The sequence below is a fragment of the Mycobacterium sp. 1164966.3 genome (genome assembly GCF_001665395.1).
In the GTDB taxonomy this organism is placed as follows: Bacteria; Actinomycetota; Actinomycetes; order Mycobacteriales; family Mycobacteriaceae; genus Mycobacterium.
Genome location: NZ_LZSG01000064.1, coordinates 93,511 through 107,980 on the forward strand (window position 1 = coordinate 93,511; position 14,470 = coordinate 107,980).

The window sequence follows — 14,470 nt, forward strand, 5'->3', positions numbered from 1 at the left end:
GTCAGCCGCCCAGCCCGGTGACGGCGATACCGCGGATGAATGAGCGCTGGGCGATCGCGTAGATGATGACCAGCGGCAGCAGGATCAGCATCGAGGTGGCCATCAACACTGGCCACCGCGCCACATATTCACCCCGCATCCGGACCAGACCAAGCGTCAGCGTGGCCAGGCTGTTGCGTTGCAGCATCAGCAGCGGCCACAGGAAATCGTTCCACACGTTGACCCAGGTGAGTACGGCCAGCACCATCACCGCGGGCCGGGCATGGGGCAGCAGGATGCGCCAGTAGATCTGCCACGGGGAGCAACCGTCGAGTATCGCCGCTTCCTCGAGGTCGGCAGGAAGAGTCGCGAAGAACTGCCGCATCAGGTAGGTGCCGAACGCGCTGCCGAACAAGCCCGGCACAATCATCGCCCAGGGAGTGTCCACCCACCCTACGGTTCGCATCAGGATGAATTGCGGGATGACGGTCACCGTCAGCGGCACCATCAGCGTGCCCAGATACAAGACGAAAAGCGTGTCGCGACCGCGAAAGTCAAGTCGTGCGAAGGCATATCCGGCCAGCGAGCAGAAGAAGACCTGTCCGGCCGTGACGCAGCCGGCATAGAGCACGGTGTTGAAGAACATCCGGCCGAACGGCATCAGCTGGAACACCTCTAAGTAGTTGGACCACCGGGGATGAGCGGGCAACAATTTTGGCTCGCTGATCTCGCCCTCCTTCTTCAGCGAGCCCGACACCGCCCAGACGATCGGAAACAGGGCACACCATGCGATGCCGAGCAGCGCGGTGTAGGCCAGCACGGCGCGGCAGACGTTGCGCGTCACCCGGACTCCCAGGAGCGCCGCCGGGTGAGCCGCAATTGCAGCACGGTCAACACCAACAAGATCGCGAACATCACCCATGCCAGTGCGGACGCATAGCCGAATTCCAGGAACGAGAACGCGTGCTGGAACAGCATGATGCCCAAGACGTAGGTGGCGGTTTCGGGTCCACCGTTGGCACCGTTGAGCACATAGACCAAGTCGAACGCCTGGAATGCGTGAATGATCGAGATGACCACGACGAACGAGATCGCCCCGCGGATCAACGGCACCGTGATGGACACGAACTGCCGAACTTCGCCCGCGCCATCAATTTTGGCCGCTTCGTAGACGGTTTCCGGAACTCCCTGCATTGCCGCCAGCAAGATGACGGTGGCGAACGGCACGGCGCGCCACACACTGACCAGGCACAGCGAAACCATGGCCCACCTGGGTTCGACCAGCCACGGGATGGGGTGGATTCCTAACCAGCCGAGCATGATGTTGAGCAGTCCGTTGTCGGTGTTGAAGACGAATTGCCAGATGACTGCCATCACCACCGACGAGATGGCCAACGGCAAAAAGACGATGGTCCGAAATATGCCGATACCCTTGATTTTTCGGTTCAGCATCCCGGCCACCACAAGGCTGATGAGGAGCGTCGGCACGACGGTCCCGACGGTGTAGATCACGGAATTGCGCAACGCGATGAGGAACAGCGGATCCGAGGTGAACAGCTCGTGGAAGTTCTTCAGTCCCACGAACTTCGTCGACGTGAACACGTCCCATCGCTGAAAGCTCATGTACAACGAGAAGCCGAGCGGGAACAGCATGAACACCGTCACCGCCGCCAGGTTGGGTGCGACGAACATGCGGCCCGCCCACGCGCGTCGGCGTGACGAGCGCCTCTTCGCGGTGACCGGCGTGGCGGCGGTGGCGGTCGATGTCATGGGTTGCGCAGGACTTCTTCGGTGGCGCGCGACAGCGCGCTCAGCGACGTCGCCGGGCGGGTTCCGCGCAGCACCGGCCCGACGTTGCGGTCCATCAGGGCGACGATCTTTTCCCACGCCGGGGTGATCGGCAGGCCGTCGGAGTAGGCGGGCCCTTCGGTGAGCACGGCGAGGTTGCCGACCCGGTGATGAGCGTCGGCGAATCCCTTTGAGTTCAACGCCGACCGCAGTACCGGGACGAAGAGGCAGGACTCACCGATCAAGGCCTGCCCGACGGGGCCGCCAGCGAATTTGAGGAATTCCCAGGCCTCTTCCTTGCGTCTGCTGCTCGCTGAGATGGCCAGCCCGGTCGTCCCGATATCCGAGCAGGCCGGCCGGTCCTTGCGCCCCGGACCCGTCGGCAACGAGGCGACGTCGAAATCGAGCCCCTCGGCGCGGATGAATGTCTGGTAGCGCCAATGCCCACCCAGCGCCATCGCCGCCTTGCCGACGGCAAACAGGTCCGGCGTCGACATCGACTGTGTCTCTGACGCGTTGGGCGCCACCCGGTGTTTGTTGGACAGGTCGGCGTAGAACTGCACGGCGTCGACGAACGCGTCGTCACCGAAGTTGAGGTGGGTCGGGTTGGTCCGCGGACTGGACCATGCCACGCCGTTGTTCATGGCGAACAAGCCCGCGGAGTAGAACGAGACCCAGGTGTTGACGAATCCCCACTGGGTGACCCTGCCCGATCGGTCCCGTTTGGTTAGGGCTTTGGCGGCTTCGAGGAATTCGCCGAAGCTCCATGGCTTTTCCCACGTGGCCGGCGGGGACGGGATCCCGGCCTCGGCGAACAATCGTTTGTTGTAAAATAGATAGTTTCCCGACCATTGCTCGGGGAACGCGTAGTGGCCGCTGTTGAACGTGAAAGTTTCGTAGAGTTCTCCTATGCTGTCGGTCTTCAGTTCGGTTGCGAACGCTTTGTCCTTTGCGAGGAAAGTGTTGAGGTCCAGCAACACCCCGCGGTCAGCGAGTTCGGCGTAGGTCAACTCCCACGCCATCAGCACATCCGGGCACCTACCGCCGGCACAGAACGTCGACAGTTGTTGCATCACCCCGGGCCCGGACAGCACCGGCCGAACCTTGATCCCCGGATGGCGGCGCTGGAATTCGTCGACGATCCGCATCCGCGCGGCGGCCTCATCCGGATTGGCGGCGAAGAAAAAGGTCAATGCATCGTCGTCGGGAGCGCAGCCGGTGACCCACGACGACAGCGACGCCGCGGTGAGCGCGCCGGCGCCCCGCAGCAGACTCCTGCGTCCGAACGGCCTATCGAACATAATGTCCCGATCCTGGTCCGTCGCTGGTCAACCCGCCAGCGTTTGAGGTCCTTGGTACCGGATTGGGCTGTGGTCCGCCTGTGGATCGTTAGCCCGGCAGCGTGAGAACGGCTCGATGCGCGTCGGCCGTGATGTCGATTGAGCGGATTCGGTCGTCGTCGTCGAACCCGATCCGGAGCAGCGTGTGCGCGCGTCCTGCAGGTGCGACGGCAATACCGGGGACTCCGTCGATCAGCAGCACGGCACCCAGCTGCGCGCGCTGGGCGAACAGCCGGGTCTCCTCGGCGACCTCCCTGGCCCCGCGCAGCTCAGTCGGCACACTCTCGGGAACCAGGACACGATCGACGCGGCGGACCACATTTGGTGCCAACAGATCGAGCAATGTAGCGATATCGCCGCCGCGAGAGGCCACCATAAATGCCTCAACGAGCTTGACGTGTTTGGCCGTCCGCGGCGTCTGAACCCCCGGGCCCGCGTGCACGCGGCCGCGGGCCCGGCTGGCGAGCTTCTTCGCGGCCGCAGGCGACCGGTCCAACAGATCAGCGATCGTCTCGAACGGCACCGCGAACACGTCGTGCAGCACGAAAGCCACCCGCTGCGCGGGCGATAGCCGGTCGAGAACGACGAGCAGCGCCCGGCTGACCGAGTCCGCCAGCAGCGCGTCATCGTCCGCCGGCGCGGCCACGCTCGCTGTCACCCCGTCCAGTTCCTCCGGTCCGGCGAGCGGCCACTCGGCTCGCCGCTTGCGCGCCCTGAGCTGGTCGAGGGCCTCGCGTGCCGTGATCGTGGTCAACCAGCCGGTGAGGTTGTCGACGACGCTGAAATCCGCACCGCTGGCCTTCAGCCACGCCGACTGCACCGCGTCGTCGGCGTCGGCGACGGAGCCGAGCAGCTGGTAGGCAACCGATCGGAGGTGCCGTCGGTCCGCATCGAACCGGCGCGCCAACTCGGCCACATCTTGCGGTGCTTTCATGGGTCACCTTTCCAGCGCAGGAATCGTCAAGGAGACGACACAACCACCAACTGATGTCCTGCAGAGGAGACCAACACCATGACCATAGACACCGTCTTCATCGCGGTCACGGCCACCACCGCCGTCGTCACCGCGGGAGTCGCCATCGCCGACTTCGTTCCCGCCAACTTCGTGCTGGCCAACTCGGCCGAGGTGAGCGTGCCCCGATCGTGGTTACCGGCACTCGGGGCGGCCAAACTGGCCGGCGCCGTCGGGCTGGTCGTCGGGCTTCTTGGCTTGCGGGCGTTGGGAATTGCCGCCGCGGCCGGCCTGGTTTTGTTCTTCGTCGGCGCGGTTGCGACCCACTTGAGGGCCAAGGTGCTCTACAACATCGCCTTCCCCGGCGCCTACCTGCTGCTGTCCACCGCGTCGCTGGCGCTGATGGTGACCCGTTGATCGGTGTGGCGCCGTGGTGAGCAGCGCGATCAGGCCGGAAAGAAGCGGAGCCGGTTGATGCTGTTACCCCCCCATGCCGTGTCGGCGAACAGGATGCCGCGCCCGTGAGTCGTGTTAAGCCCGACCGTGACCGTGGACCCCGCGCCGTTGATCTTGGTCCAGCTGGCACCGTTGAGTTGCTCGATGAGCTCGACGATGTCAAACGGGTCGCGGTCGCCCAAAGTGATTGCTGCAGTAGAGGATAGCGCACGGGTCGCCGCGGACTTGTCGCCCCGCGCGACGGCCCGCACGAAATTCTCCACCAGACGCTTGTGACGCGCACCCGGACGCCGAAAGCCCGCCAGGAAACCGGCGGCGCCGCCCAGACCCTGATTGCTCAACAAACCTCGGGACAGTTTCACGGCGGGGCCCAGCGCGGACCGTCCGGATCGCAAGAACTGCAGCATCATCGCGGGCAGTTCCCAATAGGCCCGCAGGTGAGCAATCTTCCACTCGCCGTTGACCTCTCGGAGGTCGTAGCGCAGAAACGCGGGAATGTACATCGTCATGCCGGGGCCCATCGCCACCTCCAGTTCGAGATCGCGCAGCACAACGGAGCCGCAGACGATATCGAGGTCGCGATGAAATTTGATGTCCCGCGGACCGATGAAGGTGTCGTAGAAGCGCTCGATCCGGTCATGCCCCGCGTGCGGCTGCGATCCCACCGGGTCTTCAACCCGGGCGTCGCTGGTGAACAGCTGCACCCAGCCGTCGCGGTCGTGCGCGCCGGCTGCCTGTGGGGATCGCTCCACTGTGGCCAGCAGATCGTCGCGATTCTTCGGTGCTGCCATCAGCCGCTCCCGACCAGTGCGATGCCGGCTCCGCGCATCTCCACCAGCGCCTTTTCGGTGGTATCGTCCGACACTCCCGCTGTCAGGTCCACCAAAACGCGGGTGGCCAAGCCGATTCTTGCGGCGTCCTCGGCGGTCCGCCGGACACAGTGATCGGTGGCCAGCCCCACTATGTCGACCTGGTCGATTCCGCGCTGCCGCAGCCATTCGAGCAGCGGAGTCCCGTTGTCGTCGACGCCTTCGAAGCCGCTGTAACCGGCGTCGTAGGCGCCTTTCCGGAAGACCGCCTCGATGCGGCCGGTGTCGAGGTCGGGATGAAACTCCGCACCCGCGGTTTCGGCGATGCAATGCGGTGGCCACGACGACGAATAGTCCGGCCGGTCAGAGAAATGGTCGCCCGGGTCGATGTGGAAGTCCTTGGTAGCCAGCACATGCTGGTAACCCGGGTCACCGGCGAGGTACTCGTTGATGGCGCGTGCCACGGCAGCACCGCCGCTGACCGCCAGCGAACCCCCTTCGCAGAAATCGTTCTGCACGTCGACGATGATCAGGGCTCGCACAGGTCAACCCTAGCCTCGGGAGAGCCCTGCCCACCTGCAGCCAGGATTTGTTTGCCAGTCAGCCAGTGGGGTAATCCACCGCCATGTTGATCCGTAGAATCGCGCGACCCATGCTGTCGGCAGTGTTCATCGGCCAAGGAGTCGACTCCCTACTCAACCCCAAGAGGGCGGCGCAAGCCGCCGCGCCCGCGATAGACGGCCTGCGCTCCATGCCGGATGCGGTGAGCAGCAACGTTCCGAGCGATCCCGAGACGTTCGCAAAGATCACTGCCGGCGTCCAGATCGGCGGTGGGTTGCTGCTCGCCGCCGGCCGGATGCCCCGCGTCGCGTCGGCCGCCTTGGCGCTCACCGTGCTACCGGCCAACCTGGGCGCGCACATGTTCTGGACCGAATCAGACCCCGAACGCAAAGCCGAGCAGCGGCGTGCGTTCCTGGCCGACGTCAGCCTGCTCGGTGGGCTGATCATCGCGTCGGCCGACACCGAGGGCAGACCGTCACTCGGCTGGCGCGGTCGCCGAGCCGCAGAGCGGCTGTCCGAACGGGTGTCTTCTGCACTGCCCGGATCTGACGACGGCCTGCTCGACTCGGACCTCGGCGAGAAGATCGTGCACGGCCTGCAAGCCGGCGCCGAGCGCGGTCGCGAACTCGCCAGTACCGCTGCCGAACGGAGCGCGCCATATGCCGAAGCCGCCCTCGAACGTGGCCGCGAATTGGCCAGCACGGCGGCCGAACGAAGCGCGCCTTACGCCGAAGCCGCGCTCGAGCGTGGCCGCGAGCTTGCCAGCACTACCGCCGAACGAAGCGCGCCGCTGGCCAAAAAAGCACGCAAGCGCTCCAAGAAGCTGGCCGAGGCCGCCCGCGAACGCGGACTGGACCTCGCCGAGACCACTCGGGAACGCGGGCTGGACCTGGCCGAGGCCGCCCGGGAACGCGGACTGGACCTCGCCGAGATTGCCCGCGAGCGTGGGCTGGACTTCGCCGAAACTGCTCGGGAGCGCGGGGGCGAGTGGGCTGACACCGCGGCGGCCCGTGGCAGTGCGTGGGCCGACGTGGCGCGGGACCGGATTGACGACGTGGCCATCGACGGCCGTACACGGCGCAAACTCCGGCGCAAGGTCAAGCGCCGCTTGCGCTAGCTAGCGCCCACCTCACTCGTCGAACGTGGGGTTTATGCACGAAAATCATCACAACGCGTGCGTTAACCCCACGTTCGGCGCACCCATGCGTCCACGATGGACTGGACGTCCTGGTCGGCATCGATAGTGATCCCTGCCTCGTCGTCGTCGAGCGGTTCGAGATCGTCGAATTGCGACCGCAGCAGTGCCGCAGGCATGAAATGGTCTGGCCTGCTTGCCAATCGGTGCTGGATCAGCTCCGGTGAACCGCTGAGGTGTAGAAACTCGGTGCCCGGCCGGTGCTGACGCAGCTGGTCGCGGTATTTGCGTTTGAGCGCCGAACAACTCGCCACCCCGCCGTCGGTATGGTCGGCCAGCCAGTCACCGACCCGTTCCAGCCAGGGGTAGCGGTCGTCGTCGTCGAGCGGTTGGCCTGCGGTCATTTTCGCGATGTTGGCCTGCGGGTGCAGGCTGTCGGCGTCCACGAAGGGCACCCGAAGCCGTTGTGCGAGTGCGGCACCCACCGTGGACTTGCCCGAGCCGGAGACACCCATCACCACGGCTGTCTTGGACATGTGCTCACGCCTGGTTGCGGTTCCATTCCATCCAGCCGACGCCGGTGCGCCCGTCCGCGGTGCTGACGCTGACCCAGGCCCGCGGGAAATGGCTTACCCGTCCATCGTTGGACGTCAGGAGCACCGGGGCGTGTGCGACGATGTCGATACTCGCCGCGACGGCACCTGGTTCGAGATTCAACGTCGTTGGTTGCGGTAACCCATTGGCGGCGAAGGCTTCTCGAGTGTTCACCGTCTGAAGCTCCGCGATCTGGCCGCCGGGGCCCTGGACGTAGCCGATGCCCATCGCGGGAATGTTCGGAATCTTGACCTGCAGCCCGTGCAGATGGCTGCCGTCGTCCAGGTGCAGCGCGCTCCACATCCAGTCCATGCTCCACCAGTCGCGTAGCCCCCAGGAGTGATCACGCTGTCCGGGAGCCGCGTCGATGCGGTAGGTCTTGTCGTCGACAGTGACCGTTCCCGAGACGGTGCACGGGATCTCGTAGCGTGTGGTCACCCGGTACTTGTACGGGATGCCGTCGGTGGCCCACTCCAAATTCATCGCCACCGCGACGGGAGCGCCGGGTTCGCCGCGCAACAGGGCCGACGGGTCGGGATAAGCCTGTCCCCGTCCGCGCAGCTCGACGCGATAGGTCTGCAGCGGCAAACCGGCCGAGTGGCCGACTTCGAGGGCGCTACCGCGCAGCACCCACGGGTCTTCGGGCAGCGGGGCTTCGACGTCGACGAGCGCGATGGTCGGCAGGTCGGGCCCGCACAGCAGCGCGTGCACCCACGCCGTCCGCTGGTTCGCAACCAGCCCCACCCGGAACCAACCACCCAATCCCTGTGCCGCATCGACGAAGTCGGCGTACCAGCTCTCGCTCCACAGCGGTTCGGCGGTAGCGGTATGAGCGAGTTCGTCTTCATCCGACGGCCGCAGCGGCTCCGGCACTGCGCCAGCCGGCGCAGCGGGCAACGTTGCCAGCGCGTCGGTGTCCAGCACCTGGTCGCAGTGCCGCTGCAGCATCGTCATGAACATCTGGTCGCCCCGATCGGTGCGTTCCACCAGCATCGACGAGACGATTGCCATCATCACTCCGAAAAAGCTCTGCCGCCGCACTCCTTCGCGGACGTCGGCCAGCGTGATCGGGGCGCCGGGACCGAGCGCGTCGTGATATGCCCGCAGCAATGTGTCGTGCTGTTCGCGGCGATTCGGCGTCGGCAGGGCGCAGCCGAGGAAGTATGCCAGGTCGGTCAGCGCCGGCCCCCACGAGACGGTCTGCCAATCGACCACGGTCAGCGCCCGGTCGGCTCCCGCCCGGCCGAACAACATGTTGTCCAGCCGGTAATCCCCGTGCACCAGGCCCTGCACGCCGCCGTTCGATGCGCCCTGGTAGGCGTCGAATGCGCCCACCAGGGCTTCGCACACCACGCGGTGGCCCGGGGCGATCCGGTCGGCGTAGCGGTCGATGAATCCGGCATAGAGCGCAGTGATCGTCGCCTGGTTCAGGGGAGCCTCGCGGTTGAGCCACGGCGCTTCGGCCAGCGTCTCGTCTCCCAGCAGCGGGCCGTGCAAGCGGCCCAATTCGGCGACCGCAATCGCCGCCTGTTCGGTTGTGGCACCGGCAATTTCGTCGCCGACGACCGCCGGGCCGGCGTCGCCGAGCAACAAGTCGAATGCGCCCGTCGACGCGTCGACGACCGCGTGGTAGCACGGCGCTATCGGTCCGCCGAGCCGTGGCGCGACGTCCCGGTAGAAGCGGACTTCGCGTTCGTAAAGGCCCAGTGCCAAACCGGTCTGCCGGCTCACCGTGTCGGTGGCCGCGACCTTCAGCACCACCGACCCGGGACGGCCGGGTTCGCCCTGCGGGTCCGCGTACGTCAGGAGGACGCGGTAGCACTCGCTCATCTGCCCGGTGCCGATGCGCTCTAGGGCGAAATCGGCGACGGTTCCGGCGCCGATCGTGGTGGTCAGCCATGGGGCGGTGAGATCGCTGGGCCGTTCGATGATGTGGGTGTCGTGCTCGGGGCCGGGAGCCATGAGGATCAGCGTGCCAGTGAGAAGCCGTCCCAGGCCATCCGGCGGTGCTGGTGCGGGTCGAACTCGACGCGGCACTTGCGATCGAAAACCATCACGGCACGGTCGGTTCGGGTGTAGGCCGGCCAGTCGTCGCCCGGAATTCCGGTGCGGCTGAACGCCTGCCAACGCCGTTGTACCTGATTGCTGACCCGCAGCGCGTTGCGCCGATCGGCCGCCGCGGTGAGCAACGCGCCGAACCGGGTGCGGTAGATGTCGAAGACGGCGAACAGCTCGGTGGCATGGGTCGCTCCGAACCCTGACCAGCGCAACGTCCGCGGTGCATAGTCATATCGATACAGATAGGTGGGCGCGTGGTCGCCATGGGCCTCGGCAATCTGCCACGCCGCCGAGCTGAAGGCGAAGTCACCGCCGAGCTGGATGCATGCCGACGAAGCGGGGTAATCCGGGTAGGCGGCGGTAATGCGTTGGCGGGCATCGGGTTCGGCGTCGGCGAGCAGTTCTTCGACCATCGATTCGTTGGTCGGCAGCATGGGCAGGAAGCGGGTGAACAACCGGCCCTCCTCGGCGTTGGTCCCCACGATCAGCGGGAGCGGGTGTGCCCGGCCGGAGCGCATCGCCTCGACCGGGTCCATCGGCAGCATGTCATCGCCGTAGACCGGACCAATCGGGAAGGCGCCCAATCTCTTTTGCATGCCCTGGTCGATCAGGCGGTGTTGCGCTTCCACCAGGTGCGCGGCGGATGCCCGCATCAGCGCGTCGGCGGCGTCCTCCCTGCGCGCGCCGAGCAGCTCGGCGAACCGGTTCGCGAACTCGGCCGCAACCTCTTTGGACCGCACCAGTCCCGACGCCGGGCTCTCCGAGATCGCCCGGGCGAACAGTCCTTTGGCGGCGGGCACCGCCAGCAACGTGGCGGTGATACACGCCCCCGCGCTCTCGCCGAAGATGGTGACATTGTCGGGATCGCCGCCGAATCCCGCGATGTTGTCCCGCACCCACTGCAACGCCAGGACCAAATCCCGCAGGTACAGGTTGCTGTCGAAGATGATCTTGGGTGTCGATAGCGACGACAGATCCAAACATCCCAGCGCGCCGAGCCGGTAGTTCACCGACACGTACACACAACCGCGGCGGGCCAACGCGGCACCGTCGTAGAGCGGCGTTGCCGAGCTACCCAGGAAATACCCACCGCCGTGGATGAAGACCATGACCGGCAACGGTTCGCGGGCGGAGGCCTCGGGTGTGACCACGTTGAGAGTCAGGCAGTCCTCGCTCATCGGCTGGTACCTGCCTCCGAAACCCGATATGCCGAGCATCGTGTAGCGGCGCTGCTGGGGCGCACAGTTGCCGAAGCCGTGACAGTGGCGAACACCGGACCAGGGCTGGGCAGGTTGGGGCGCCGCCAGTCGCAGCGGCCCGACGGGTGGCCGGGCATACGGGATGGATCGCCACCGGTTCACGCCGTCGCGGGTGAACCCTTCGACGATGCCGGACGCTGTGTGTGCGCGGACGGTGCGCTCGTGCATAACCCCGACCGTAGCCGACACCGCGTATCCAAAGCGGGCGGAGCGCCGCAAATCCGCCTACGGCGGTTAGCCTGGCGGGATGCGGATCGCCGCGCTGGTCGCAGTGTCGTTGCTGGCTACCGGATGTTCGCACCCGGTTGGCGACCGGTCCGCACAGCCACACACCGGCGTTCCGACTTCCACTACCAGCGCGACCGCGAGTACGCCGGCGGGGCCATCGGCCGCACCGGTCGCGGGAGCGCCGATCGCCGCCGTCATCGCTTGGATCGAGGCTGGTCATCCCGTCGACCCCGGCGGTTACCACAGCGCGAGCCGGGCCGGCATCAGCACCCAACTCGGTACCGACATCGCGTTCGTTATGCCATCCGGACAATCCGACACGGGCCGGCCGGTGACCTGCATGACGGACTCCAAACACGCCGACGGCACGCTGTCCTGCCTGATCAGCCTGAACAATCCCCCACCCCGTCCCGAGACGGCCTATGGCGAGTGGAAGAGCGGCTGGGTGGACTTTGACGGCACCATCCTGCAGGTGGGGTCGGCCCGCGCCGATCCAGGTCCGTTCCTGTACGGCGACGGATCGCAGTTGTCCGACGGCGACTCGCTGGCGTTCGGTGACTACCGTTGCCGCGCCGACCGAGCCGGGGTTTTCTGCGTCAACTACGCCCACCAATCAGCCGTGCGGTTCAGCAGCGCCGGCATCGAGCCGTTCGGATGCCTGCGGTCAGTGCCGCCACCCGACGGCGTCGGTATCGCGTTCAGCTGCTGAGCTGAGAGTTGTCGTCGGCGACCGGCTCGAGCACGTGGATCTCGCCGGTACTACCGTCGACCTCGATGAGCGCGCCCGGCGGCAGGTGTCGAGTGGCTCCCTGCACGTCCACCACGCACGGAAACCCGAACTCGCGCGCTACCACGGCGGCATGCGACATGGGTCCGCCAAGCTCGGTCACCACGGCCGCGGCGTAACAGAAGGCGGCCGTGTATCCGACATCGGTGACCTCGGCGACGAGGATCTCGCCGGGCAGCAGGTCGTCGATGGTCTCGGGCCGCACGATCCGCACCCGACCGCGGACCCGGCCCCCGCATACCCCGACACCACGCAGGGTGTCGCCGGCGGTCAGCACCGGCGACGACGGGCTCGACGGCTGCCAGCTTCCGCTGAATACCGTGGGCGGGACGACGGCGGTCAGCCTGCGTTGTTCGGCACGCCGACGGGCCACCAGCTCCGAAACGTCTTCTGGCAGCGCGTCCAACTCGTCGACCAGCAGGTAGAACACGTCGTCCGGATTGGCGAAGACACCGGCGTCGGCCGACCGGCGTCCGTATTCCCGCAGCAGGCCGCGTAGCACCCAGATCGCGCGCACCATCTTGTCGCGGCGGACTTCCCGGTCACGCAGCTGACGTGCGGCCAGCGTCGCAATAGGCTTGGCGCGCAACGGAATCACGGGGTGCCGCGGTTCCGGCGCCGGCGGCGCGCTCAACGCCTTAGCCACCATCCGGACCAGCAGCTCGGGATCGTCGGCGTAGCTGGTCGACAGCATCTCGACTTCCGCCGGGCCGCGGTGGCCGATCAGCGCCAGCTCGGCAAGTACGGCGGCATGAAACTCGGGCACGTCGACCGCCAGCTTGTCCAGGCGCTCTCCCGGTTCAGCTAGCAGGGCCATCACATTCGGATCGCGTTGCGCGGCGGCCACCAACCGCTGCACCGCCTCCACCGACCGCGCACTGACCAAATCAGGTCCTGCCGGCGTCGTAGTGTCTCGGCCGCACAGGCCGCGCAACAACACGTTGAACGCTGCACACAGCATGAATGACGCAGACGCCAGCATCCATCCGTGCACGACGTGGTCGCGTGCCAACAAGATCAGGCTGAGCAGGCGGCGATCGTCGAGTGCGGTCGGGTCGCCACCGGCCAGCTCCTCCAGGCGATCGACGTCGGCGACGAAATCCTCAGTGTCACGGGGTGATCCGGCGCTAAGGCCCACCAGGTTGACGCCGAAGACCCCGATGTTGCGGAGGGTGCGCAGTTGTCTGCGCGCCCGTCCCGATTCGGACAGCGGACGATGCTCGCCGAACACCGGCAGCGATGCCATGCTGGGGCCGAAAAATCCGCTGTTGCTGACGATCGTGGTGGGCTTGGCGAATGGCACCGTTTCGGCCATGAAATGCGCGGAGGTGATTGCGCCGTAAAGCCGATGTGCGAACACCGCAACGGTTCGCGCCGCGATTTCCTGCTGCACCACACCGCCTGGACGCAGTCGCTCGGCGATGGCCACGCCGCCCGCCCGCAGGCCACGTACCGTCGCCGATGCCGACGACGGTGAGAAGGGACCGGGCAGCGCCTCCGACAAGTTGGTCGCCAGATAGGTGGGGAAGCGCGGATCGATGGGCGTGTCGAATTCTCCGTTAACCCCTTCTGGGCCCGCCAATCTGGGTATCACGCCATCGTCGGCCGGTGCGTCGGGCGCGGGTAGATCTGAGATGTTGGCCATCCGCCAGGGCAGTGCCACCACCCGTCGGCCGACGGCCACGCGGCCCCGCACCGTCAGCGCGAAGTCCTGGACGGATTCGTTGGCGTTCCAGGCGGTTCGGAATCCCCACTCGTCGCGCAGCAGCGTGGTGTCCAGCCGCGGGGCCCGTTGTATCAGTTCCAGTTCGGCGAAGGAGGCGACCCGCCGTCGCAGTCCTGACGGCACGGCGGCCAGTGGCACGACGGGACGGCCGAGTGCCCGGGCGATTTCGCGAAATGTCAGCTCGCCGTGAGCAGCGAGATTGACCGGGCCGCTGCTTGTTTTGGGGTCCAGGACGGCGCGGGTCAGCAGCCGAAGCGCGTCGTCGAGATGGACGACCTGCACAGGGCGGTCCGCGGACCCGTCGACGTCGGGGAGCACCGGCAAGGCCAGCACCTGGCGGACCCAATTGTCGACGTTTCGGCCGACGATGAGCGCGGGCCGGATCGCGACCCAGTGTGCGCCGGAGGCGGCGAGCATCTCCTCCGCCCGGGCCTTATACCGGCCTTCGGCCGCAGCGGGATCCAGAGCATGCGCTGACGAGACGAACACGATGCGCCCGGCGCCGGCCATCGCGTCGAGGATGTTTTGCATGCCTTCGATGTTGACTTGCTCGCTGATCCGTTCGTCTGGTCCGGAGCTCCTCGCCCAGGCGCCGTGCACGACGACATCCGCGCCTGCGACGACGCGCACGACGGCGGCCTGGTCGCGGATATCCGCGGCGACGAACTCAGCTGTGCTCGGCCAACTTCGGGGCCGATGGCGGGCAATTCCGGCTACCTGATGGCCCTGGCTGAGCAGCCGGGCGACCAGGCCGCGGCCGAGCACCCCGCCGGCCCCGGTGACCGCGATTCTCACCGA

The 14,470-nt window shown here is 66.6% G+C and carries 13 protein-coding genes; 3 read left to right on the forward strand and 10 right to left on the reverse strand.

The features are described 5' to 3' along the window. Window position 1: 1 nt before the first annotated feature. The 4 genes from A9W99_RS23440 to A9W99_RS23455 all read right to left on the reverse strand — a co-directional run bounded on the left by A9W99_RS23440 (window position 2) and on the right by A9W99_RS23455 (window position 4,041). Window positions 2-823 (reverse strand): carbohydrate ABC transporter permease, encoded by an 822-nt coding sequence (locus A9W99_RS23440; protein ID WP_253870305.1) that lies wholly within the window; start codon window positions 821-823, stop codon window positions 2-4. Beyond that, window positions 820-1,749, reverse strand: a complete 930-nt coding sequence (locus A9W99_RS23445) for a carbohydrate ABC transporter permease (protein ID WP_067384013.1) — start codon at window positions 1,747-1,749, stop codon at window positions 820-822. Before A9W99_RS23445 ends, A9W99_RS23440 begins: the two co-directional genes overlap by 4 nt. Beyond that, the gene (locus A9W99_RS23450) at window positions 1,746-3,068 is read right to left on the reverse strand and encodes a sugar ABC transporter substrate-binding protein (protein WP_067384016.1); all 1,323 of its coding nucleotides are present in this window, start codon (window positions 3,066-3,068) and stop codon (window positions 1,746-1,748) included. Before A9W99_RS23450 ends, A9W99_RS23445 begins: the two co-directional genes overlap by 4 nt. 88 nt (window positions 3,069-3,156) lie before the next feature. Then, on the reverse strand, window positions 3,157-4,041 hold the full coding sequence (locus A9W99_RS23455) for a sigma-70 family RNA polymerase sigma factor (protein ID WP_067384019.1): 885 nt from the start codon (window positions 4,039-4,041) through the stop codon (window positions 3,157-3,159). Window positions 4,042-4,119: 78 nt separating this feature from the next. Here A9W99_RS23455 and A9W99_RS23460 point away from each other — a divergent pair, with 78 nt between their 5' ends. After that, entirely contained in the window at window positions 4,120-4,476 is a 357-nt protein-coding gene (locus A9W99_RS23460) for a DoxX family protein (protein ID WP_172828937.1), read from the forward strand. 29 nt (window positions 4,477-4,505) lie between these two features. Here A9W99_RS23460 and A9W99_RS23465 read toward each other — a convergent pair whose 3' ends face one another. Both A9W99_RS23465 and pncA read right to left on the reverse strand, forming a co-directional pair. Next, window positions 4,506-5,306: a nuclear transport factor 2 family protein gene (locus tag A9W99_RS23465; RefSeq protein ID WP_067384022.1), complete on the reverse strand. Its 801-nt coding sequence runs from the start codon at window positions 5,304-5,306 to the stop codon at window positions 4,506-4,508. Further along, window positions 5,306-5,866 (reverse strand): pyrazinamidase PncA, encoded by a 561-nt coding sequence (pncA, locus tag A9W99_RS23470; RefSeq protein WP_067384025.1) that lies wholly within the window; start codon window positions 5,864-5,866, stop codon window positions 5,306-5,308. The genes A9W99_RS23465 and pncA overlap by 1 nt, the downstream gene beginning before the upstream one ends. A gap of 83 nt (window positions 5,867-5,949) precedes the next feature. Between pncA and A9W99_RS23475 the strand changes: the two genes are divergently transcribed. After that, window positions 5,950-7,002: a DoxX family protein gene (locus A9W99_RS23475; protein ID WP_067384028.1), complete on the forward strand. Its 1,053-nt coding sequence runs from the start codon at window positions 5,950-5,952 to the stop codon at window positions 7,000-7,002. A 62-nt stretch (window positions 7,003-7,064) separates the two neighbouring features. Here the strand turns inward: A9W99_RS23475 and A9W99_RS23480 are convergent, their stop codons facing one another. From A9W99_RS23480 to A9W99_RS23490, 3 genes are read right to left on the reverse strand one after another with little or no spacing between them, the layout of a single operon-like run. Beyond that, the gene (locus A9W99_RS23480; RefSeq protein WP_067384030.1) at window positions 7,065-7,556 is read right to left on the reverse strand and encodes a gluconokinase; all 492 of its coding nucleotides are present in this window, start codon (window positions 7,554-7,556) and stop codon (window positions 7,065-7,067) included. A 4-nt stretch (window positions 7,557-7,560) separates the two neighbouring features. Then, window positions 7,561-9,576 (reverse strand): phosphotransferase, encoded by a 2,016-nt coding sequence (locus A9W99_RS23485; protein WP_067384033.1) that lies wholly within the window; start codon window positions 9,574-9,576, stop codon window positions 7,561-7,563. Between the two features lie 5 nt (window positions 9,577-9,581). Then, window positions 9,582-11,099, reverse strand: coding sequence for a carboxylesterase/lipase family protein (locus A9W99_RS23490; RefSeq protein ID WP_067384036.1), 1,518 nt, complete (start codon window positions 11,097-11,099; stop codon window positions 9,582-9,584). A 79-nt stretch (window positions 11,100-11,178) separates the two neighbouring features. Between A9W99_RS23490 and A9W99_RS23495 the strand changes: the two genes are divergently transcribed. Beyond that, entirely contained in the window at window positions 11,179-11,868 is a 690-nt protein-coding gene (locus A9W99_RS23495; RefSeq protein ID WP_067384039.1) for a hypothetical protein, read from the forward strand. Here A9W99_RS23495 and A9W99_RS23500 read toward each other — a convergent pair. Further along, window positions 11,858-14,467 carry a sugar epimerase family protein gene (locus A9W99_RS23500; RefSeq protein ID WP_067384042.1) on the reverse strand — a complete coding sequence of 870 codons (2,610 nt, stop codon included), beginning with the start codon at window positions 14,465-14,467 and terminating at the stop codon, window positions 11,858-11,860. The genes A9W99_RS23495 and A9W99_RS23500 overlap by 11 nt on opposite strands. Window positions 14,468-14,470 lie beyond the last annotated feature (3 nt).